This window comes from Xenorhabdus anantnagensis (genome assembly GCF_028598555.1).
Lineage (GTDB): Bacteria > Pseudomonadota > Gammaproteobacteria > Enterobacterales > Enterobacteriaceae > Xenorhabdus > Xenorhabdus anantnagensis.
Genome location: NZ_JAQRFN010000003.1, coordinates 177977 through 199825, shown reverse-complemented (window position 1 = coordinate 199825; position 21849 = coordinate 177977). Strand labels below are relative to the sequence as shown.

The following is a 21849-nucleotide window of genomic DNA, read 5'->3' as shown; positions in this document are numbered from 1 at the left end:
ATTTTTCTATTGATACACGAAATATTCACGGCATAGCAGCTATAAATGTTTTGCCGCGAATATAAAGAGGATGAATTACTTCGGAAATTCTTTCTTATTTTTTTGCGCTTAAATTAGTCTATTCATTTGCTTTTGGCTACGTTTTTTCTTGGGTGTTTTTCTTCGGCAATAATGCCCTTAGTAATCCATAACCAGCGAAAGCTGCGGTTGTAGAGCCAATCAATATTCCTAAGCGGGAGTAGGTACTGAAGTCGTCATTTAGCCCTTCAAATGCCAGACCAGAAATAAAGATAGACATGGTAAAACCGATCCCACACAGTACGGAAACCGCGAAAATGTGTCCCATGCGGATTTTTTCCGGCAGCTTAGCTATTCCCAGTTTTACGGAAATCCAGCTAAACAGGAAAATACCCAATGGCTTGCCAATAAATAGACCAAATGCAATTCCCATAGGCAGCATACTTGTTAAGCCATTTAGTGTGACGCCCTGCAATGAAATGCCAGCATTAGCAAAAGCAAACAGTGGCAGGATTAAATAAGCTACCCATGGATGCAATTCATGTTCCAGTGTTTCAGAAGGTGATTCGCCTTTTTTGTCGCGAAGCGGTATCAAGAATCCGACGATAACGCCAGCTAACGTGGCGTGAATACCCGATTTCAAGATACATACCCATAAAACAACACCAACAACCAGATAAGCAGATGTTTTAGTTATTCCTTTCCAATTCATCCAGACCAGCAGCACAATCATGGCAGCCGCCAGACCTAATTCTCCCAGAGACACTGTTTTGGTATAGAACAAAGCGATAATAATAATCACACCTAAATCATCAATGATCGCCAGCGCAAGTAAAAATACTTTCAATGCGGTGGGAACGCGTTTCCCCAGCAAGGCCATGATCCCAAGTGCAAAAGCAATATCTGTTGCTGCGGGAATTGCCCAGCCTTGTCGTGTGATCTCATCACTGCCATTAAACAGTAGATAGATCAAAGCAGGAGCCAGCATCCCTCCAAGCGCTGCAATGGCTGGAAAAATTGCTTTGTCACGGCCAGCAAGCGAGCCTTCCATGAGTTCCCGCTTTACTTCCAGCCCGACAATCAGGAAAAATACCGCCATTAACCCATCATTTATCCAGAGTAATAATGGCTTGTTGATTTCCAATGCTGCGAATTGTACTGCAACAGGAAGATTGAGAAATTGATGATAAATACCCTGCAATGGCGTATTCGCCATAACCAGCGCAACAATAGCGGCAATGATGAGAATGATTCCTCCTGCTGCCTCTAATTTCAAAAATTGGCGAATGATTGCAGTCATGGATAAATTAACCTATGAAATTGATCGAAATAATAATGTTATGATAGTCATGACATCGGAAAAAGCAGATTATTTGTGCGAAATTGTTCGTCATATACGAATTATAACAAGATGAAATTAACATTTTTTTGGGAATGAGTATATTGCAATCAGAATCAAAAGCTGCTTTTATCAGCTATTTATTAACAATTGATTAAAGTATCTCATGACAACATTCCTATTATTATCTGTTCTCGGTGCTGCTCTGCTACATGCGAGTTGGAACGTTTTAGTCAAAATCAGTGCTGACAGATTTTTGGGTATATCAATCATCGTTTTTTTTGCTGGCCTGATTTCAACAGCCGGATTATCCTGGGTAGGATTGCCAACTCTCTCTTCCTTGCCATGGCTAGTATTGTCTTCCATCCTGCATATCGGTTACTGCCTGTTCCTGAGCCGTTCTTATGCTACAGGGGATTTAAGTCAGGTATATCCTATTGCCAGAGGAAGTGCGCCGTTAATTACTGTCTTCTTGAGTTGGATTATATTGCAGGAAGTATTACCGCCTCTTGGTATGTTGGGTATTGGCTTAATTATTACAGGGATTATTTTGATCGCATTTCCCAAAGGGAAAAAATCATTTCAGATGGATAGCCGAGCATTAATTGCTGCGCTAATAACCTCAGTTTTTACGGCTTGCTATACCTTATCTGATGGCATTGGCTCTCGTGCCAGTGATAACGCCTTAACCTATATCTTGTGGCTATTTGCCATACACGGCTGGTCAATGGGTGTCATTATGTATTTCAAGTATCGCCACAAGATCGGGCAAAATATTCGTCAATTTTGGAAGCAAGGATTATTGGGTGGGCTGATGCAATTGTTGAGTTATGGCATTGTCATTTGGGCGATGAGCCATGCCCCAATTGTAATGGTTGCGGCATTGCGTGAAACCAGCGTGCTGTTTGCGATGCTGTTGTCGGTTTTTATTTTGCGGGAACCGTTTAGCAAAATGAGATTATTGGCTTGTGTTGTGATTATTATTGGGATTGTTAGTACTAAATTAGGGTAATGGATCTCTAAGTAATAAATAGAAACTTAGAGATTCCAATTCGTTTTGAGTAATTTCATCGGATAGCGCATTGAAATTTTAATATTTCAGTCGAACCATCAGGTTTTATAATAGCCTTATGTAACACCTTCTTTTTACTATTTTCTATCATATTAAATGTATTTGCATATAAAGGATGACCCCGACTTTCCAATGGCGACAGTTCTGTATTTTTATAATTTGAGGAAATAGAAGCACTTCCTAAAGCCAAATATTTTCCATCTTTTGCCCAGCTAGCCATTTTGCTTTTCCAATGTGTATCATAATTTTCAGATAAACAAACTATATTTGCCCATGGATCGCATATCCATGCTCCACTCGGGAGTATATTGTATTCTTCGTCTATTTTTTTATTTTGAAATTTTTTATCATAGGTATGAGGAGGGTAATAAAGCATGACAAAACAGTGATCATATCTTGACAGAGGGGCGGCAGCAAGAACCTCAATGTAAATATCGTGTATTTCCCCCGATTTATTTGCAGTAAAAGAATTTTTATATAAATGATATATATTGCTTGCCTTTTCTTTTGCTAAATACATAAATGCAATAAGAGATAATTCTTTACAATTTCCAACCAATAAAGCATCATTTTTTCTTTCGCTCATTATATGATCATATTTTTCCTCATCGGTTCTAAGATAATATAATTTTTCTTGAAGTTTTCCAAGTTTTTGCTGTCTGATTCCAGTGTTTTTTATAGAATATCTTTTTTTTCGATCTTCGGATTGATTCTCAATATTAAAATAAGAGATATTTGTAGTTTTGCCTGGAAAAGCAGAGTGAGAATATTCAATCGCGTGATGTAATATATGCTGAATCATTTTAACATCCTCATTATTATTGTATTTAAATCATATTATTTGTATGTGGATATTTTAAGATGATACTTTCTACTTTTTTTAAATAAAATGCAACATTAATAAAAAAACGTAATATTAAAAAACAATTAAGAAATAAAATAATTTAATTTATTTAAAATAAAAAAATCCAATAAATAAAAAATCCCCCTGAACATCAATAAACTACAAAATGTTCAGGAGGACTTATTATTAGATATTTTGCAAAGTGTTAAATTACTTTGTCAAATCATCAAAAAATTTTTTCACGCCATCGAGGAAGCTTTTGGAACGAGGGCTATTATTTTCCCCACTTTTTCCACCCAGAGATTCGCCCAGTTTGCGCATCAGTTCTTTTTGTTCTTCATTTAGCTTAACCGGTGTTTCTACCACGACACGGCACATCAAGTCGCCTTGAACGCCGCCACGGACGGATTTAACACCTTTGCCTTTCATGCGGAATAGTTTGCCAGTCTGGGTTTCCGCAGGGATTTTCAGGCTGACGCGACCATCAAGGGTCGGAACTTCAATTTCGCCACCCAATGCTGCTGTTGCAAAGTTAATTGGCACTTCACAGTAAAGGTTGCTGCCATCGCGTTCGAAGATATGGTGAGCCTTGACTTGAACCTGAACGTACAAATCCCCCGCTGGTGCACCCTGTTCACCTGCTTCACCTTCACCACTCAAACGAATGCGATCACCGGTATCGACACCAGCCGGAATTTTGACAGACAGAGTTTTGTATTTTTCAACGCGACCATGTCCATGACATTTGCCACACGGCTCTTTGATGATGCTTCCGCGTCCATGACACTGAGGGCAAGGTTGCTGAACGGCGAAGAACCCTTGGCGCATTTGTACTTGGCCTGCACCGTGACAGGTTGGACAAGTTTGTGGGCTGGTGCCCGCCTTGGCTCCGCTGCCATGACAGGTATCACAAGATTCCAGTGTTGGAATACGGATCTCTTTGGTCACACCACGGACAGCTTCTTCCAGGGTTAATTCCATGCTGTAACGCAGGTCTGAGCCACGGCTAGGGCGCTGCTGACGACGGCCACCACCGAAAATATCTCCGAAAACGTCACCAAAGATATCGCTAAAGTCAGCTCCGCCACCGAAACCACCTGCACCACCACCCATACCACCATGTTCAAAGGCAGCATGACCATATTGGTCATAAGCGGCACGTTTCTGAGAATCCGTCAGGATCTCATACGCTTCTTTAATTTCTTTGAATTTACTTTCTGCATCTTTATCGCCCTGATTACGGTCAGGATGATATTTCATGGCCAGCCGTTTATAGGCTTTTTTGATCTCTTTTTCGTCTGCGGTTTTGGAAACTCCCAAAACTTCGTAATAATCTTTTTTTGCCATCGTATTGTTTACCCTTAATACGCACGCACGGGCGTAGAGTTACCTCAACGCCCGTGCAGTTAACAAGTAACAGAGGCCTGTTACTTTGCCCGCTATTCCCTTCATCTTTCAAATTGACTCTTTGCTGGTTTTGCTCATTTAACCCAGTCACATGTTATCTGTGTGACTGGGTTTCAATCGCTTGCCGCCTTGATGCAACTCGAAACCTATTGGGCTTAAGGGCTACTATTATTTTTTGTCTTTAACTTCTTCGAATTCAGCATCTACAACGTCGTCTTCTTTCTTCGCGTTGCTTGCACCAGCATCGGTAGCACCAGCTTGTGCTTGCTGCTGTGCGATTTCCAGCAATTTCTTGGATGCTTCAACCAGAGCTTGGATCTTCGCTTCGATTTCAGCTTTGTCTTCGCTCTTCGCCGCAGTTTCCAGCTCAGAAGTTGCTTTCTCGATTGCAGCTTTATCGTCAGCAGTCAGTTTGTCACCGGCTTCTTCAACTTGCTTGCGAGTGCCGTGAACCAGTTGGTCAGCTTGGTTACGAATCTGAACCAGCTCTTCAAACTTACGGTCAGCTTCTGCGTTTGCTTCAGCGTCGCGTACCATCTGCTGGATTTCTTCTTCGTTCAGACCAGAAGATGCCTTGATGGTGATGTTTTGCTCACGACCAGAGTTTTTGTCTTTCGCAGAAACGTGCAGGATACCGTCAGCATCGATGTCGAAAGTCACTTCAATCTGTGGAGTTCCACGCATCGCTGGCTGAATACCATCCAGGTTGAACTGACCCAGAGATTTGTTATCGTTGGCACGCTTACGCTCACCTTGCAGTACGTGGATAGTTACCGCAGATTGGTTGTCTTCCGCTGTAGAGAACACTTGGCTATGCTTGGTTGGGATGGTGGTGTTCTTAGTAATCAGGGAAGTCATCACGCCGCCCATGGTTTCGATACCCAGAGACAGTGGCGTTACGTCCAGCAGCAGAACGTCTTTCACGTCACCTGCCAATACACCGCCCTGAACCGCTGCACCCATTGCAACTGCTTCGTCCGGGTTCACGTCTTTACGTGGCTCTTTGCCGAAGAAATCTGCAACCGCTTTCTGCACCATTGGCATACGGGTCTGACCGCCAACCAGAATAACGTCCTGAACGTCAGATACAGACAGACCTGCGTCATTCAGTGCAACTTTCAGCGGCTCGATAGAACGTTTAACCAAGTCTTCAACCAGAGATTCCAGTTTTGCACGAGTCACTTTAATGTTCATGTGCTTAGGACCGGTTGCATCTGCTGTGATGTATGGCAGGTTCACGTCAGTCTGTTGTGCAGAAGAAAGTTCGATTTTCGCTTTTTCTGCCGCTTCTTTCAGACGCTGCATTGCCAGTGGGTCATTGCGCAGATCGATGCCTTGTTCTTTTTTGAACTCATCAACCAGATAGTTGATCATGCGGCTGTCGAAGTCTTCACCACCCAAGTGAGTATCACCGTTGGTTGCCAGAACTTCATAAGTTTTTTCGCCATCAACTTCATCGATTTCGATGATAGAGATATCGAAAGTACCGCCACCCAGGTCATAAACCGCGATGGTGCGGTTGCCCACTTCTTTGTCCAGACCGTAAGCCAGAGCAGCCGCGGTTGGTTCGTTGATGATACGCTTAACTTCGAGACCTGCGATACGGCCAGCGTCTTTAGTTGCCTGACGCTGTGCATCGTTGAAGTATGCAGGAACAGTGATAACCGCTTCGGTTATTGGTTCACCCAGATAGTCTTCTGCTGTTTTCTTCATTTTTTTCAGAACTTCAGCGGAGATCTGAGGTGGTGCTATTTTCTGGCCTTTCACTTCCAGCCATGCATCGCCATTATCCGCCGCCATGATTTTGTATGGCATGATGGATTCGTCACGCTGTACTTCTTCGTCCTGAAAACGACGGCCGATCAAACGTTTGATGGCGAACAGAGTATTTTGCGGGTTAGTAACAGCCTGACGTTTAGCTGGTTGACCAACCAGAGTTTCACCATCCTGAGTATATGCGATGATGGAAGGTGTGGTACGGTCACCTTCGCTGTTTTCAAGCACACGAGCAGTTGTGCCGTCCATAATTGCTACACAAGAGTTGGTAGTTCCCAAGTCGATACCAATAATTTTACCCATCTAAACGCCTCCACAAAGAATTCATATATTCGGTCAAGTTACTAAGCTATATGAGGACGAATGTTTTCTTTTCAATGGCTCTGTTTGCCAGAAATTCCTCATTTTATTTTTTTCAGCTAATGCTGAAATATTCAGTAGTAACTGTAGTTGAGACTTAGATGGGGTCATTCATCTCATCATCAAGGGGCTGATTGAAAAAAAATTGAAATTTCATAAAAAAATTTTTCTAAGGCCATTGTGTAGTTGAGTCCATCACATTATGATTCGCCGCCTTTTATGGTTTCTTGGTGCGGAAAAGCGCCATGATAACTTTTTAATATTTTGTATTATTTGTATTTTCTAGGGGAAGTATGCACTCTAATAAGTTGGCGAACCCAGGCCCATTGGGTTTAATGGGTTTTGGCATGACAACCATTTTGTTGAATTTGCACAACGCAGGTTTTTTCCCATTGTCATCAGTTATTTTGAGCATGGGAATTTTTTATGGTGGTTTGGCTCAGGTACTGGCCGGTATCTTTGAGTACAAAAAAGGGAATACTTTTGCTGCAACCGCATTTACCTCTTACGGTATGTTCTGGTTGAGCTTGATTGCCTTACTGTTCCTGCCAATGATGGATTTGGCTGAAAAAACCAGCCATGAGTTCCTTGGCGTTTATCTCGCCTTATGGGGAATTTTCACTCTGTTCATGTTCTTTGGTACGTTGAAAGCCAACCGTGTCCTGCAATTTGTATTTGGTAGCCTGACGCTGCTGTTTGCATTGCTGGCAATTGGCAATATCACAGGTAATGCCAGCATTTTGACCTTCGCGGGTTTTGAAGGCATTGTCTGTGGTGCGAGTGCTTTCTATCTGGCAATGGCTGAAGTTCTGAATGAACAATATGGCCGTACTGTTCTGCCAATTGGTGAAGTGAAACACGCTTAACCATTCTTAGACAGGATGAGTGATTTATACTCATCCTGTGCTTTATTATAAGCGCATTAATTATGCTTCTTTAATTTCCCATCGGTTTTTTTCATATAGATTTCATATAGATTTTTTCCGCAAGTAAAATCCCAATAAAAGGCCAATAACCGATAAGGCAATAATATAATAGGCGGGAGCCAGCGGGGTATATCTCAGCAGCAAGGTAACGAGAATCGGTGTCAGTCCACCAAAAATAGCGTAGGCCACATTATATGAAAATGAAATGCCACTGAAACGGACTTCTGGCGGGTAGCTATTAACCATGACGAAAGGCGCAGCACCAATCACGCCTACAGCCAGACCGACGAGGGAATAAGCACTAAATAGTTTGAGTGGTTCATGGCTAATATTGTGATAGAAAAACCATGTAGTGGAGGCCAGTAGAATACAGCCGATAATCAGCACGATACCAGCTCCCCATTTATCGCATAAATATCCCACAGAAATACAGCCAACCGCCAATGAGATGATCGCCAGACTGTTTGCTTTCAACGTCAGTGATTGTTCCAGATGAAATACTGTCTGCATATAGGTTGGGGTCATCAAGATGATGACAACAATCCCCGCGGAAAGCAGCCAAGTAAGCAGCATGGAAATAGAGATGGCGCGTTTGTGATTAAAAACCACGGATTTTAGTGGTAATTCTCCTGCCAACGCCTTGCGTTCTTGCATTTCCTTGAAGATAGGAGTTTCATGCAGCCAACGACGCAGATACATGGCACATAGGCCGAAAATTCCCCCTAAGAAAAATGGCAGACGCCATGCCCAATCCAGAACATCTTGCTTGGTATAAATGGAAGTAATAATGGTTGCGACGAGAGAGCCAAATAAAATCCCCATGCTCAATCCTGCTGTCAGAACACCACAGGCAAATCCGATGCGTTTATGGGGAACATGCTCCGCCACAAAAACCCATGCACCGGGCACTTCTCCACCAATCGCGGCTCCCTGCATGATCCGCAGTAGTAAGAGGAGAATAGGCGCAGTCATGCCTATGGTGTCATAGGTGGGTAACATTCCGATGGTCAGTGTTGGTACGGCCATCAGCAATATACTCAGTGAAAACATTTTCTTACGTCCAATGAGATCACCGAAATGAGCCATGATAATCCCACCTAACGGCCGGGCCAGATAACCTGCGGCAAAAATACCAAATGTTTGTAGTTGTCTAAGCCATTCAGGTATATCTACAGGAAAAAAAAGTGCTCCAAGCGTAACGGCAAAAAAGACAAAGATAATAAAATCGTAAAACTCCAGAGCACCGCCTAAAGCTGCTAAAGACAGAGTTTTATAGTCCTGTTTATTTAATGCTCGATTATGGTGTTGTGACATAAGTTACCGATTTATAGTTATAAAATGGGATTTTTGTGATTATTTTCAATGATCTTGCCTGACTCATAATGGATGAAAATAAAACTTATGCTATATTAAAAGATGTTTATTCTGCAATTTTTTAAATGAATCTATTACGGTGATATGTAGTTTAGATTCGAACAAAGAGAGAATTTACATTGGTATATCAGGGGAATTTAGAATGTAAGAGTATCCAGCTCACATATTAGGTAACTTATTATTAATTAATGGATTAGAGTTCTTCCATCAGTATGCCAATCTCAGGAATCATTCTGGTAAGTGCTGTTTTAGTAGTGAAATGACCGTCTCAATATCCGGTAATGAAGGATGTCCGACTATTTGTTGTAGTGATGCGTCAAAATTTTCGTGCCATACAGGTTCGATAACGTGATAGCCATCATCACGTAATTGATTGACATTATGACGTGTTGCGTTTTTTCCCCACATTACGCTTCCCATTACAGGAAAAAATAGCACAGGAAATGTGGAAGCCAGAATGACAGTTGTTAATCGGTTGGAAGCACCACCACAGGCAACTGAAAAAGCCAAAAGCCTATCCATATCACAACAACTAACTATTTAATACATGACCAGATTTTACTTCAATACTCATTCCCGCGTCTTTCCAGCCTGAAAAGCCTTTTTTAAAGCGGCGAGCACGAATACCTTTAGCACGCAGTAATTCAAGAGCATTGGCAGAAAGAACACAGTATTGTCCTCGGCAATAAGCGATAAGATTTGAGCTGGAAGCAAGCTCATCTAATCTACTCTCTAGTTCATCAATAGGGATATTAATGGCATTCGGTAAATGGCCTAGTTCGAATTCCTCTTTTGGCCTTACATCCAGTAATGTTGTGCTCTTTTCCTTGATTCTGTCTAACAACTCATCCCATGAAATTGCTTCCTGATTGTTCATATCATCAATTAGTTTGCGCATTTCCCCGCGATTAAATTCAGTATATTTTTGGATCGCTGTAATGATGTCCATTACAGGACCGTCTCCCTGACGATAAAGGACATGCTTACCGACCTTACGGGATTGAAGGAGCCCTGAGCGCTTTAAGTGTTGCAAATGCTGGGAGGTGTTGGCAATGGACAAGCCAGAAAGCTCTGACAGGCATTCTACGGATTGCTCAGAACCAGCCAGACATTCAAGCAGAGTCAGGCGATGGGCATTTCCCAGTGCTTTGGCAATTTCTGCGATTTCAACGAGAATTTGTTTATCAAATATTGACATCTGGTTTCCAATATCATTACATTCAATGAATTAATTGAATGTAATGATATCAAAGTTTTTAAGGTGTTTCGAGTGTCAGCTAAATGATTTAATAAACTAATAGGCAATCTGGAAAGTTTAAATTTGGAGAATATGCAGCAAATGAATGAAGGATTGGAATTTATTGTTCGTTCGATATTGATCGGAGCTGGTGCAACGGTATTGATGGATCTTTGGGCACTTTTTATGAAACGCAGTTTTGGAATACCATCATTGAATTATACTATGGTTGGTCGTTGGCTTGGGCACATTCCGAAAGGTCGGTTTTGTCATAAAAGCATTGCCCAAGCTGAGCCAGTGAAAAGTGAAATATGGATTGGTTGGTTTGTCCATTATCTGATTGGTATTATCTTCGCTGGTTTTTTGCTATTCATTTGGGGTCTGTCTTGGGCAAAAAATCCGACTTTTATTCCCGCATTGTTCATGGGTATTGTTACTGTAGTGGCGCCTTTTTTCATTATGCAACCTGGTATGGGGATGGGAGTGGTTGCATCTAAAACTCCTGCACCTAATACGATAAGGCTGAGAAGTTTAATGGCACATGCTTCTTATGGAGTCGCTCTCTATTTATCTGCACTATGTTTGACATTGTTTTCTTAATTTCATTTCTAAATAACCCGTTGATAAATTTGCACTGTTTATCTTATCGACGGGAAATCTCATTACAGCCCCTAAATGTATTAGCAAAAAAGTATCTTTATTTCATTAAATATTATTCAACTAATTTATTTAACAACTCCACCTATTACTCGAAGTATTAGATTCTGTTTTTCTAGCTGAAGGTGGAACTATCATCGTTTCATGGTAAAAGGGATTCCAGTTCAGCATTATTCATCTAATAGGGGATTAATAAATATCTAGCGATCGCGATCACATTTATATCGTTCGAAAATTGATCTGGTGTTGTCAGTTTTGTTCTATCTATACTCAATAAATTTCTATACCCAATAAATTTCTATATCCAATAGATTCTTGAAGCATAGGCAATGCGGAAAGCGAGGGAAGTGGCATGAAATATCAGATACTGGCCCAAGAAATTATTGCAGGCGTTGGTGGTAAGGAAAATATTGTCAGCCTCGTTCATTGTCTGACTCGGCTACGCTTTAAACTACAGGATCGAACACTCACTAATATTAATAAACTAAAAACGTATCCCAATATCATTACAGTTGTCGAAAGTGGGGGGCAATTTCAGGTTGTGATAGGTAATGAGGTCAACGAGGTATATCAGGCTATTCAATCAATGTTGGCACTTTCTGATGAAACATCCTCAATGTCACAACCAACTGGCAAAAGGGATAATATATTTAACCATTTTATCGATATTATTTCGGGTATTTTTACCCCATTTTTAGGGGTGATGGCGGCTTCCGGGATCTTAAAAGGCTTGCTTGCAGTTGCCATTGCATTTGATTGGACAACGCCTGACAGCGGTACTTATCGTATTTTGTATGCAGCCAGCGACTCGCTGTTTTATTTTTTCCCTTTATTACTTGGATATACCGCAGGTAAAAAATTCGGGGGTAATCCATTTATTACAATGGGTATTGGCGGGGCACTAGTACATCCTCTGATCATCTCGGCTTTCGATGCCTCACTTGTAGCTGGCAGCGCAACTGAATATTTTATGGGAGTTCCACTCTCATTTTTGAATTATAGCTCTTCTGTGATCCCAATTATTTTTGCTTCTTGGATAAGTTGTAAAATAGAAAAAAAATTGGATGCATATCTGTCCGCTACCATCAAAACCTTCGTGACTCCTCTTGTTTGCCTGATGTTGGTCGTTCCGCTTGTATTTATTGTTATTGGGCCAGCAGCTACATGGCTAAGCAATTTATTGGCTTACAGTTATCAAACAATATATGGATTTGCTCCGGTTTTGGCAGGAGCGATTATGGGAGCAATCTGGCAAGTATGTGTCATCTTCGGTTTACATTGGGGATTAGTGCCAATCATATTCAACAACTTAACGGTTTTGGGGCACGATACGTTAGCTCCTTTGTTATTGCCTGCTGTCATAGGGCAAACAGGAGCAGTATTTGGCGTTTTCCTGCGAACCCGCGATGCTAAATTGAAAATGCTGTCTGGTTCTGCTGTTACTGCGGGTATGTTTGGTATCACTGAACCTGCGGTTTATGGTGTCACCCTGCCTTATCGTCGACCATTTTTCTTTGGCTGTATTGCTGGCTCAATTGGTGGTGCTGTCGTCGGTTATTACCAAAGTGCCATCTATTCAATAGGTCTGTCCAATATTTTTGTCTTTACTCAAATGATCCCCCCAACAGGGATCGATAACACAGTATGGGGAGCAATTATTGGTGCATTGCTGGCATTTAGCATTGCTACCATTTTGACATGGATGTTCGGGCTGTCTGCTACTACTGATCAGCCCCCGGAAGACAAAATCAATAAGCATCAATCTGATTTTCCGCATAAGCCTTAAGTGTCCATGAAAGGAGATTTGAATGAAACAGTTTCCGCCGCATTTTCTATGGGGAGGCGCGATTGCCGCCAATCAAGTTGAAGGTGCTTATTTGACGGATGGAAAAGGTCTTTCTACATCAGATGTTTTGCCACAGGGGATTACTGGCCCCGTGGTTGAGCGTGATCCTTTGGATGAAACTCTATATCTCAAAGATGTCGCCATCGATTTTTATCACCGTTACCCCGAAGATATCGCCTTGTTTGCAGAAATGGGCTTTAAATGTTTACGTACCTCGATTGCCTGGAGCCGGATTTTTCCTCATGGGGATGAAAAGCAACCCAATGAAGCGGGATTGGCATTCTATGACAGGCTGTTCGACGAAATGGCTAAATATGGTATTCAACCTTTGATCACTCTCTCTCATTATGAAATGCCGTGGATGTTAGTCGAAAAATATGGTGGGTGGGGAAATCGTAAGCTGATCGCATTTTTTGAACACTACGCACGCACGGTATTTACCCGTTATCAGACTAAGGTGAAATTATGGCTGACATTTAATGAGATCAATATGTCGCTGCATGAGCCTCTGACAGGTGTTGGATTGTCAAGAAATAGCAATCAATCAGAGACCTATCAAGCTATTCACCATCAATTAGTTGCCAGTGCCCGAGTGGTGAAATTGTGCCGAGAAATCATTCCTGATGCCCAGATTGGCAATATGTTGCTTGGCGGTTTGATGTACCCATTAACCTGTAAACCAGAAGATGTATTGGCAACTCTTCAACAAAATCAAAAGTGGCTGTTTTTTGGTGATGTTCAATGCCGTGGGAATTATCCTGGCTATATGTTGCGTTATTTTCGCGAGAATGGCATTGAATTTACCATTACAGAGCAGGATAGGCACGATCTGAAAAATACCGTCGATTTTATCTCATTCAGTTATTACATGAGCGGTTGTACGACAGCAAATGAAGCAGAATACCAGAAGCAACGGGGTAATATCCTGCATATGGTGACCAATCCTCATTTGCCAAGTTCAGAGTGGGGTTGGCAGATAGATCCTCTTGGTTTACGCACTATATTGAATTTGCTATGGGATCGTTATCAGAAACCATTATTTATTGTTGAAAATGGCTTGGGCGCGAAAGATATACCAGAAGCGGATGGCAGTATTCGGGATGATTACCGCATTCAATACCTTAAAGATCACCTTATCCAAGTCAGAGAAGCAATTGAAGATGGTGTGGATGTTATGGGATATACCAGTTGGGGACCGATTGATTTGGTCAGTGCTTCAAAAGGTGAGATAACCAAACGCTACGGTTATATCTATGTTGATCAAAATGACCAAGGGACAGGAACGTTAGAGCGACGCCGTAAGAAGAGTTTTTATTGGTATAAGCAGGTGATTGAAACCAATGGCTGTAGCTTGAGCGACTTGAATGAATAGTTTTATTTGGGTCTCTTATCCATAAGGTTCTGAGCTTGTTCAGAACCTTTATGTCATTCATTTATGACATTTAATTATTGATAACAAAAAATTATTGATGACAAAAAGCAAAATGCGAGCTTTTAACGACGTGCGCTTTTCGGTCTGAATGCTGCCACAATGCTTTCATCTGTTTCAACATAAGGGCCGTCCAGCAGTTGAATACAGTAGGGAATACTGGCAAAAATTCCCGCTACCAGCACTTTGCCGTTTTCGTCTTTCAGTCCTTCCAGTGTTTCTGCGATGGCTTTAGGTTGCCCGGGAAGATTCAGAATCAGCGCTTGATTGCGGATCACTCCTACCTGTCGGGACAAGATTGCTGTTGGCACAAATTGAAGGCTGATTTGGCGCATCTGTTCACCAAATCCGGGCATTTCTCGATCAGCAATCGCCAACGTTGCATCCGGTGTGACATCGCGGCGTGCTGGCCCTGTTCCTCCAGTGGTCAGAACCAGATGGCATCCGAGTTCATCGACCAATTCACATAATGTTTGCTCAATCAGGATTTGCTCATCAGGAATCAGGCGAGCTTCTACACTAAAAGGCGTGGTAATTGCTTTTGCGAGCCATGTATTCAGTGCAGGCAGCCCCTTGTCCTGATAAATACCGTTGGAAGCCCGATCAGAAACAGACACGAGGCCAATGCGCAATACGTTCATACAAACCTCAATTAACGACAAAAATAGAAAAAATGTTATTGATGGTGAAAAGAAAAACAAAAGGCGACTTATTATGTCGCCTTTATATAAGAAAAAATAGCGTTTCGCCTAAGATTACAGCAGATCAGCGATCATGCTCTCAAGTTTACCTTGGTCTACTGCAAACTTACGGATGCCTTCCGCCAGTTTTTCAGTTGCCATTGCATCTTGGTGATGGTTCCAATAGAACTCAGCTTCAGTCATTGGGGTTGGGCGTGCTTTGATTTCGCCTTCATAACCCAGCTTGCACTCAACTTCGCCTTCTGCTTCAGACAGCTCTTTCAGCAGTGCTGGAGAGATAGTCAGGCGGTCACAGCCAGCCAGTTCCAGAATTTCACCAGAGTTACGGAAACTTGCACCCATAACAACAGTATTGTAACCGTGTTCTTTGTAGTATTGATAAATTTCAGAAACGGAAGTCACACCTGGATCTTCATGTGGTGCGAATTCTTTCTTGTCGCCATTTGCTTTGTACCAATCAAGGATACGGCCAACAAATGGGGAGATCAGGTAGACACCAGCTTCGGCACAAGCACGGGCTTGGGCGAAGGAGAACAGCAGGGTCAGGTTACAGTTGATGCCTTCTTTTTCCAGCTGTTCCGCCGCACGGATGCCCTGCCATGTGGAAGCCAGTTTGATCAGAATGCGATCATTGCTTATACCCGCTTCGTTGTACAGTTTGATCAGACGTTTTGCTTTCGCTACGCTAGCTTCGGTGTCATAAGACAGGCGAGCATCAACTTCAGTGGAAATACGGCCAGGGATCAGTTTCAGAATTTCCAGACCAATGTTGACAGCCAATTTATCGCCGGCATCAATAATTTGCTGTTCACGGGAATCGCTTTGACCACGTGCCCATTCAACGGCTTCATCAATCAGTTGGCGATATTCTGGAATTTGTGCTGCATTCAAAATCAGGGAAGGGTTGGTGGTCGCATCTTGCGGCTGGTACAGTTTCATCGCCGCGATATCCCCGGTATCTGCTACTACTGTTGTCAGTTTACGCAGGGAAGTCAGTTTATCGGTCATGTTTAATATCTCATCGTTATACGTAAAATCTTTGGCAACGTTGCCTCGCCATTCCGTGATAATAACATGGTCAAGCGCGGCTGTAAGGTAGGAAAATCCTATCGCTGAGATTCTCCCCTTTTTGCTCTTTTTTGCTAAAGTGGGGAAAATTTGGATTATTAGGAAAAAATAATGCTTATTACCATTTCACCTGCAAAAACACTCGATTATGAAAGTCCACTCGCGACAGAAAAATTTAGCCAACCGTTATTATTGGCGGAATCCCAACAACTGATTGATGTTTGCCAGACTTTAACACCCGCGCAAATCGGCAGTTTGATGAGTATTAGTGATAAGTTGGCGGGATTGAATGCTGCTCGTTTTGGTGAATGGCAGCCAAATTTCACACCAGAAAATGCCCGTCAGGCGATTTTGGCATTTAAGGGCGATGTTTATACGGGTATGCAGGCAGAAACTTTCTCCGCTAACGATTTTGATTTTGCTCAAACGCATTTGAGAGTTTTATCTGGTCTGTATGGGGTTTTGCGCCCTCTCGATTTGATGCAGCCTTATCGTTTGGAAATGGGAGTTAAACTGGAAAATCCGCGCGGTAAAGATCTGTATAAGTTTTGGGGCGATCGTATTACTGAAAACTTGAATGCAGCACTGGAACAGCAAGGCGATGATGTTTTGGTTAATCTGGCATCAGATGAGTATTTCAAATCGGTAAATACTAAAAAATTGGCCGCCCGGATTATCAAACCTGTTTTCCTTGATGAAAAAAATGGCAAATACAAAGTCATTAGTTTCTATGCTAAAAAAGCCCGTGGATTGATGAGCCGTTTTATCATTCAGAATCGACTGACCGATCCAGAACGGCTGGCGGAGTTCAATCTGGAAGGGTATGTCTTTGATGAGTCTCTTTCCAAAGGAAATGAGCTGGTATTTAAGCGCCCTGAGCAGCATTAATCTTTCAACATAACTTATTTACCAAAAATCGCGGTAAAGTCCCGTCGTTTAGAGGCTGCCGCAAAAGGTTGAGGTAATTTTTTCAAAGCGTCAAATTGAGTCCAGTATGGAATCACTCCACCCATTTATAGGTGGAGTGATAAATACTATGTTATTTCGGTGCTCTTTCCATCAGGAATTCACGCAACGTTGAGAAATCAGCAGGTAAAAAGTGAGATAGCAAGGCTAAATCGGCTCGATCTGCCAACTCTACAGGTAATGGCAATGTCTGGCCCAGAGTTGCTTCGACGCTTTCCTTGAATTTGGCTGGATGAGCGGTGCCCAAGAATAAGCCATATTCTCCTTCCTGCAATTGATCACGCAAGATACGATAAGCGACGGCAGCATGCGGTTCGGAAATATAGCCTTTTGCCGCTAGTTCGCGCATGGTGCTTTGAGTAGTCGCATCATCCACAACTCCATTAGCCAGTTCACTCAGTGCCCAACCTCTGCGTTTGAACAGTTCTTCAATGCGTGGCCAGTTATTGGGCTGACTGACATCCATTGCATTGGACAGAGTCGGGATAGTCTGATGCGGCATCCAACGACCTTCTGCTAAATAACGGGGAACAGTGTCATTGACGTTGGTAGCCGCAACAAAACGTTTTACTGGCAGTCCCAGCGATTTTGCCAGTAGCCCTGCGGTCAAATTACCGAAATTGCCACTTGGGACGGAAATAACCAACTGCTCACGTTTTTCTACAGGGATCTGCGCAACCGCTTCAAAGTAATAACAGATTTGTGCAAGCAGGCGGCTGATATTAATTGAGTTGGCTGAATTGAGATACAAAGCTTGTTTCAATTCTTCGTCATCAAAAGCCTGTTTGACTAAGGCCTGACAAACATCGAAATCTCCTTTGATAGCAACTGTATGGATATTGCCACCCAGAGTACAAAAGAGTTTTTCTTGTAATGGGCTGATTTTGCCTTCGGGGTAGAGGATCACAACCTGTACGTTATTCAATCCATAGAAAGCATGAGCAACTGCGGCACCGGTATCACCGGATGTTGCTGTCAAAATAGTAACGGGTTTTTCTCCTGCGATTTGCGCAAGAATTTGAGCCATGAAACGACCGCCAAAGTCTTTGAAAGCCAGTGTTGGGCCGTGATAAAGCTCCAGTGAAGCGATATCATCTTCGACAGCGGTTACGGGAGCAGGAAAAGTAAAAGCGTTCTTCACACGATCTGCCAATTGCTCTGCGGAAATTTCATCGCCAATAAAGGCGGAGAGAATGCGTTGGCTGCGGCTGACAAAATCCAATTTCAGTAAGTCGTTAATCTCATCACGGCTGAATTCTGGCAAATCCTGCGGAAAAAAGAGTCCTTGTTGCTTACCCAATCCTTGTTTTACTGCTTGTGAAAAACTGACCTGCTCACTACTGTCTTTTAAATTATATAATTTCATGGTTACTTTACCTGTCGTGCGCCTGCGAGATCCAGACGGCAAATATGTACAAAGCCTTCATCATTCTGTACGTAATTTTGTTGCAGCCATTGTGAGACTTCTTCTGCTACAGCCATTTCATTACAAATGGCAAAAAGGGTTGGGCCTGAACCTGAAATGCTGCACGCCAGTGCCCCTAACTTTTTGACCGCATCACGCGCGTTGGCAAATCCTGGTAAGAGTTGTATGCGATAAGGCTCCGCGACAACATCTTTCATTAATTTGGCAGCCAGTTCTGGTTGTCGGGTATGACAAGCGTGAATAAAACCAGCAAAATGACGCCCATGCTCAATGATGTCATTGCGGACATAAAGTTTTGGCAGAATCGCACGGGCTTTTGATGTCGATACTTTAATGCCGGGATAAGCCATTACCCACAACCAATCATCAAACGCAGGAACCGACAGGCAGGTAGTATCTTCCTGGGATAAAATTAATTGTAGCCCTCCTAAATAGCAGGGGGCGACATTATCATAATGGATACTACCGGAAATACGCCCTTCTAATACCCCCATCATGTCCAGCAACTGGTTTTGGTTAAACGGGCGGCCGGCATACTCATTCAATGCCACCAGACCCGCAACTACAGAACAGGCACTAGAGCCTAACCCCGAACCAATTGGCATATTTTTCTCTAATGTCATGGTAACGGGCAATTTTTTCCCCAGCCGTTGACAAAAAAGCTGCCAGCATTGATAGACAATATTTTCTTTGGGATCAGTAGGTAACTTACCGACAAATCGCCCTTTATTATTCAGACTGAAACTTTCAGCTTCACTTACGGAGACACAATCTCCAAGCAACGAGCCATCAACGGGAGAAACCGCTGCGCCGAGCACATCAAATCCGACACCAACGTTCCCGATAGAGGCGGGCGCATAAACCCTGACAACCATTAAACCCCCAATTTCCATGATAGAGTGCGTAATATATCAGCAAAAACCCCTGCTGCCGTTACATCATTCCCTGCGCCATAACCACGCAATACTAGCGGGATGGGCTGATAATAACGGGTATAGAAAGCCAGCGCATTTTCGCCATTCTTGACTTTATAAAGTGGATCGTTGCCATCAACAGAGATCATTCTCACTGTACAACGGCCGTGTTCAATCAGGCCAACATAACGCAAAACTTTTCCTTGTTCAGCGGCATCCTCAGCACGTTGGCTGAATTCCTGATCCAATTGCGGCAAACGTTGCAGGAAACTGCCAACATCGCCACTGGCATCGAACGATGCTGGTAAAACTGGTTCAACATGGATATCTTCCAGTTCCAGTTCATAGCCCGCCTCTCGCGCCAAGATCAGCAGTTTTCGGGCAACATCCATGCCTGAGAGATCATCCCGTGGATCGGGTTCAGTAAAGCCTTTCTCTTTTGCCAGCATGGTTGCTTGTGAAAGCGTCATACCTTCATCCAGCATGCCGAAGATGTAGGACAGAGAACCAGACAGGATGCCACTGAATTGGACTAATTCATCTCCGGCATTAAGCAGATTCTGTAAGTTTTCGATAACAGGCAACCCCGCCCCTACGTTGGTGTCATACAGGAATTTGCGTTTTGATTTTTCTGCCGCCTGACGGATTTGGCGGTAATAAGCCATCGACAAAGTATTGGCTTTTTTGTTCGGTGTGACAATGTTAAAGCCATCGCTGAGGAAGCTGGTATATTGTTCCGCAATCGACTGATTAGAAGTGCAGTCCACAATGACTGGATTCAGGAGATGGTACTCCTTTTCAAGACGGATCAGACGACTCAGGCTGAAAGGCTCAGTTGCTTCTGAGAGCGCTTGTTGCCAGTTATCCAGACTGATGCCTTGCATATCCGTCAGCAAAGCTCTGGAATTAGCGATACCACAGACGCGCAGTTCAATGTGTTTTTGTTTGAGCCATGCTTGTTGGCGGCGGATTTGTTCAATTAAGGCACTGCCTACGCCACCGACCCCCACAACGAAGACTTCAACGACCTGAGCGGTGTTGAATAACATCTGGTGGCAAAGCCGAACAGCGGTGGTTGCCGCATCATTTTCAATGACAGCAGAAATGGAACGCTCAGAAGAACCCTGCGCGATGGCAATGATATTGATATTGGCCCGTGTCAGTGCTGAGAAAAAGTGGGCAGAAATGCCACGTTGGGTACGCATGCCATCCCCAACAACAGAGATAATGGCAAGATTATCTATCACGTCAATAGGATCAAGTACGCCATCTTTCAATTCCAGATAAAACTCTTCTGTTAATGCCTTCTGCGCTTTCAACAGCTCTTTTTGTGGCACACAGAAACTGATGCTGTATTCCGATGAAGACTGCGTAATCAACACAACAGAAATACCTTTGCGTGACATGACGGAAAATATCCGTGCCGCCATCCCGACCATGCCTTTCATTCCGGGGCCGGAAACGTTGATCATCGCCATATGATTCAGATTGGTAATACCCTTAATCGGCATGTCCTGATCTTTTTGTTCATCACGAACGGGAATATTGCCAATAAAAGTACCGGGTACATCGGGATTGGCAGTGTTTTTTATCAGGCAAGGAATTTGAAATTGGGCAATAGGGGCGATGGTTCGGGGATGAAGAACTTTCGCACCGAAATAAGATAATTCCATCGCCTCTTGGTATGACAGGCTTCTCAGCAAGCGTGCATCTTTAACCGCTCTTGGATCACAAGTGTAAACCCCATCCACATCAGTCCAGATTTCGCAACAATCTGCTCGCAGGCAGGCCGCCAGTACTGCGGCTGAATAGTCAGAGCCATTGCGTCCCAACACGACCAATTCGCCATTTTCATTACCCGCAGTGAAGCCAGCCATCAGGATGATGTGGTCAGCAGGAATGTTAAGTTCGGCAATTCGTTTGGAAGATTCATGGATATCGACGGTGGATTCGAGACAATACCCATGTGCCAAAAGATTTTTGACGGGATCAATGACCGTCACTTTATGACCACGAGCCTGTAATACTGCTTCCATGATGGCAATCGACAGTTTTTCGCCACGACAGATCAGGGAGGCATTAATGCTGTCTGGGCATTGTTTTAACAAGGAAATGCCGTGCAGAATCTGCTTAAGGCTGGCTAGTTCACGCTCTACTATCCCTTTCAGACGCTTATAATCAAACCCTGCTTGTTGCTCTTTTAACCCTGACAGCAAATCAGTAAAGATTTGGGTGGCATCGCTCATATTGGAAACAATGTCTTGCCCTGCAATCGTTTTTTCAATCATTGCCACCAGATGGTTGGTGATCTTTGCCGGTGCGGAGAGTACTAAGGCAACTTGCCCAAGGGATAATTCATTCTCGGCGATATCTGCGACGCTCAGTACACGCTGGTGATTTGCAACTGAGGTTCCCCCAAATTTCAATACTCTCATTAATACTCTTCTCCTGATTTTCTGCCAAAAAAAAGCCCGTATCTTGTGGGATAC

Annotated in this window: 17 protein-coding genes, 1 pseudogene and 1 other annotated feature (1 of these 19 running past the window's edge); of the genes and pseudogenes, 6 read left to right on the top strand and 12 right to left on the bottom strand. The window is 43.1% G+C overall.

Annotated features, from left to right (window positions below; all coding sequences use genetic code 11):
- Positions 1-136 precede the first annotated feature (136 nt).
- The gene (gene nhaA / locus PSI14_RS03965) at positions 137-1318 is read right to left on the bottom strand and encodes a Na+/H+ antiporter NhaA (RefSeq protein ID WP_273574517.1); all 1182 of its coding nucleotides are present in this window, start codon (positions 1316-1318) and stop codon (positions 137-139) included.
- Between the two features lie 205 nt (positions 1319-1523).
- On the opposite strand from nhaA, the gene PSI14_RS03960 reads away from it, so the two are divergent.
- Positions 1524-2369: a DMT family transporter gene (locus PSI14_RS03960; protein ID WP_273574516.1), complete on the top strand. Its 846-nt coding sequence runs from the start codon at positions 1524-1526 to the stop codon at positions 2367-2369.
- A gap of 55 nt (positions 2370-2424) precedes the next feature.
- Here PSI14_RS03960 and PSI14_RS03955 read toward each other — a convergent pair whose 3' ends face one another.
- From PSI14_RS03955 to dnaK, 3 genes are all read right to left on the bottom strand, one after another.
- Positions 2425-3231, bottom strand: a complete 807-nt coding sequence (locus tag PSI14_RS03955; protein WP_273574515.1) for a hypothetical protein — start codon at positions 3229-3231, stop codon at positions 2425-2427.
- 252 nt (positions 3232-3483) lie between these two features.
- A complete protein-coding gene (gene dnaJ, locus PSI14_RS03950; RefSeq protein WP_273574514.1) occupies positions 3484-4620 on the bottom strand; it encodes a molecular chaperone DnaJ in 1137 nt (378 codons plus the stop codon).
- A 228-nt stretch (positions 4621-4848) separates the two neighbouring features.
- The gene (gene dnaK / locus PSI14_RS03945; RefSeq protein ID WP_273574513.1) at positions 4849-6759 is read right to left on the bottom strand and encodes a molecular chaperone DnaK; all 1911 of its coding nucleotides are present in this window, start codon (positions 6757-6759) and stop codon (positions 4849-4851) included.
- Positions 6760-7109: 350 nt separating this feature from the next.
- Between dnaK and satP the strand changes: the two genes are divergently transcribed.
- A complete protein-coding gene (gene satP / locus PSI14_RS03940; RefSeq protein WP_273574512.1) occupies positions 7110-7682 on the top strand; it encodes an acetate uptake transporter in 573 nt (190 codons plus the stop codon).
- Positions 7683-7784: 102 nt separating this feature from the next.
- Here satP and PSI14_RS03935 read toward each other — a convergent pair whose 3' ends face one another.
- From PSI14_RS03935 to PSI14_RS03925, 3 genes are all read right to left on the bottom strand, one after another.
- The gene (locus tag PSI14_RS03935; protein WP_273574511.1) at positions 7785-9056 is read right to left on the bottom strand and encodes an MFS transporter; all 1272 of its coding nucleotides are present in this window, start codon (positions 9054-9056) and stop codon (positions 7785-7787) included.
- A 288-nt stretch (positions 9057-9344) separates the two neighbouring features.
- Positions 9345-9626 carry a flavoprotein gene (locus tag PSI14_RS03930; protein WP_273574510.1) on the bottom strand — a complete coding sequence of 94 codons (282 nt, stop codon included), beginning with the start codon at positions 9624-9626 and terminating at the stop codon, positions 9345-9347.
- Between the two features lie 22 nt (positions 9627-9648).
- On the bottom strand, positions 9649-10314 hold the full coding sequence (locus tag PSI14_RS03925) for an ArsR/SmtB family transcription factor (protein ID WP_273574509.1): 666 nt from the start codon (positions 10312-10314) through the stop codon (positions 9649-9651).
- A 132-nt stretch (positions 10315-10446) separates the two neighbouring features.
- Here PSI14_RS03925 and PSI14_RS03920 point away from each other — a divergent pair, with 132 nt between their 5' ends.
- The 3 genes and pseudogenes from PSI14_RS03920 (at position 10447) to PSI14_RS03910 (ending at position 14228) form a co-directional block, all read left to right on the top strand.
- Entirely contained in the window at positions 10447-10953 is a 507-nt protein-coding gene (locus PSI14_RS03920) for a DUF2938 domain-containing protein (protein ID WP_273574508.1), read from the top strand.
- A 409-nt stretch (positions 10954-11362) separates the two neighbouring features.
- Positions 11363-12745 (top strand): annotated as a pseudogene (locus tag PSI14_RS03915) (PTS transporter subunit EIIC); the annotation flags it as partial.
- Positions 12746-12818: 73 nt separating this feature from the next.
- A complete protein-coding gene (locus PSI14_RS03910; RefSeq protein ID WP_273574507.1) occupies positions 12819-14228 on the top strand; it encodes a glycoside hydrolase family 1 protein in 1410 nt (469 codons plus the stop codon).
- Between the two features lie 122 nt (positions 14229-14350).
- Here PSI14_RS03910 and mog read toward each other — a convergent pair whose 3' ends face one another.
- Both mog and tal read right to left on the bottom strand, forming a co-directional pair.
- On the bottom strand, positions 14351-14926 hold the full coding sequence (gene mog / locus PSI14_RS03905) for a molybdopterin adenylyltransferase (RefSeq protein WP_273574506.1): 576 nt from the start codon (positions 14924-14926) through the stop codon (positions 14351-14353).
- 114 nt (positions 14927-15040) lie between these two features.
- Positions 15041-15994 (bottom strand): transaldolase, encoded by a 954-nt coding sequence (gene tal, locus PSI14_RS03900; protein WP_273574505.1) that lies wholly within the window; start codon positions 15992-15994, stop codon positions 15041-15043.
- A 171-nt stretch (positions 15995-16165) separates the two neighbouring features.
- Here tal and yaaA point away from each other — a divergent pair, with 171 nt between their 5' ends.
- Positions 16166-16942 carry a peroxide stress protein YaaA gene (yaaA, locus tag PSI14_RS03895; protein WP_273574504.1) on the top strand — a complete coding sequence of 259 codons (777 nt, stop codon included), beginning with the start codon at positions 16166-16168 and terminating at the stop codon, positions 16940-16942.
- Between the two features lie 151 nt (positions 16943-17093).
- Here the strand turns inward: yaaA and thrC are convergent, their stop codons facing one another.
- Genes thrC through thrA form a run of 3 tightly spaced genes read right to left on the bottom strand, consistent with a single transcriptional unit; the run spans position 17094 to position 21795 of the window.
- Complete coding sequence (thrC, locus tag PSI14_RS03890; protein WP_273574503.1) at positions 17094-18386, bottom strand: threonine synthase; 1293 nt, start codon at positions 18384-18386, stop codon at positions 17094-17096.
- 2 nt (positions 18387-18388) lie between these two features.
- Entirely contained in the window at positions 18389-19321 is a 933-nt protein-coding gene (gene thrB, locus PSI14_RS03885; RefSeq protein ID WP_503016453.1) for a homoserine kinase, read from the bottom strand.
- Positions 19321-21795, bottom strand: coding sequence for a bifunctional aspartate kinase/homoserine dehydrogenase I (gene thrA, locus PSI14_RS03880; RefSeq protein WP_273574501.1), 2475 nt, complete (start codon positions 21793-21795; stop codon positions 19321-19323). The genes thrB and thrA overlap by 1 nt, the downstream gene beginning before the upstream one ends.
- Before the next feature lie 25 nt (positions 21796-21820).
- Positions 21821-21849 (bottom strand) — a sequence feature (Thr leader region) (it continues 91 nt past the right edge of the window).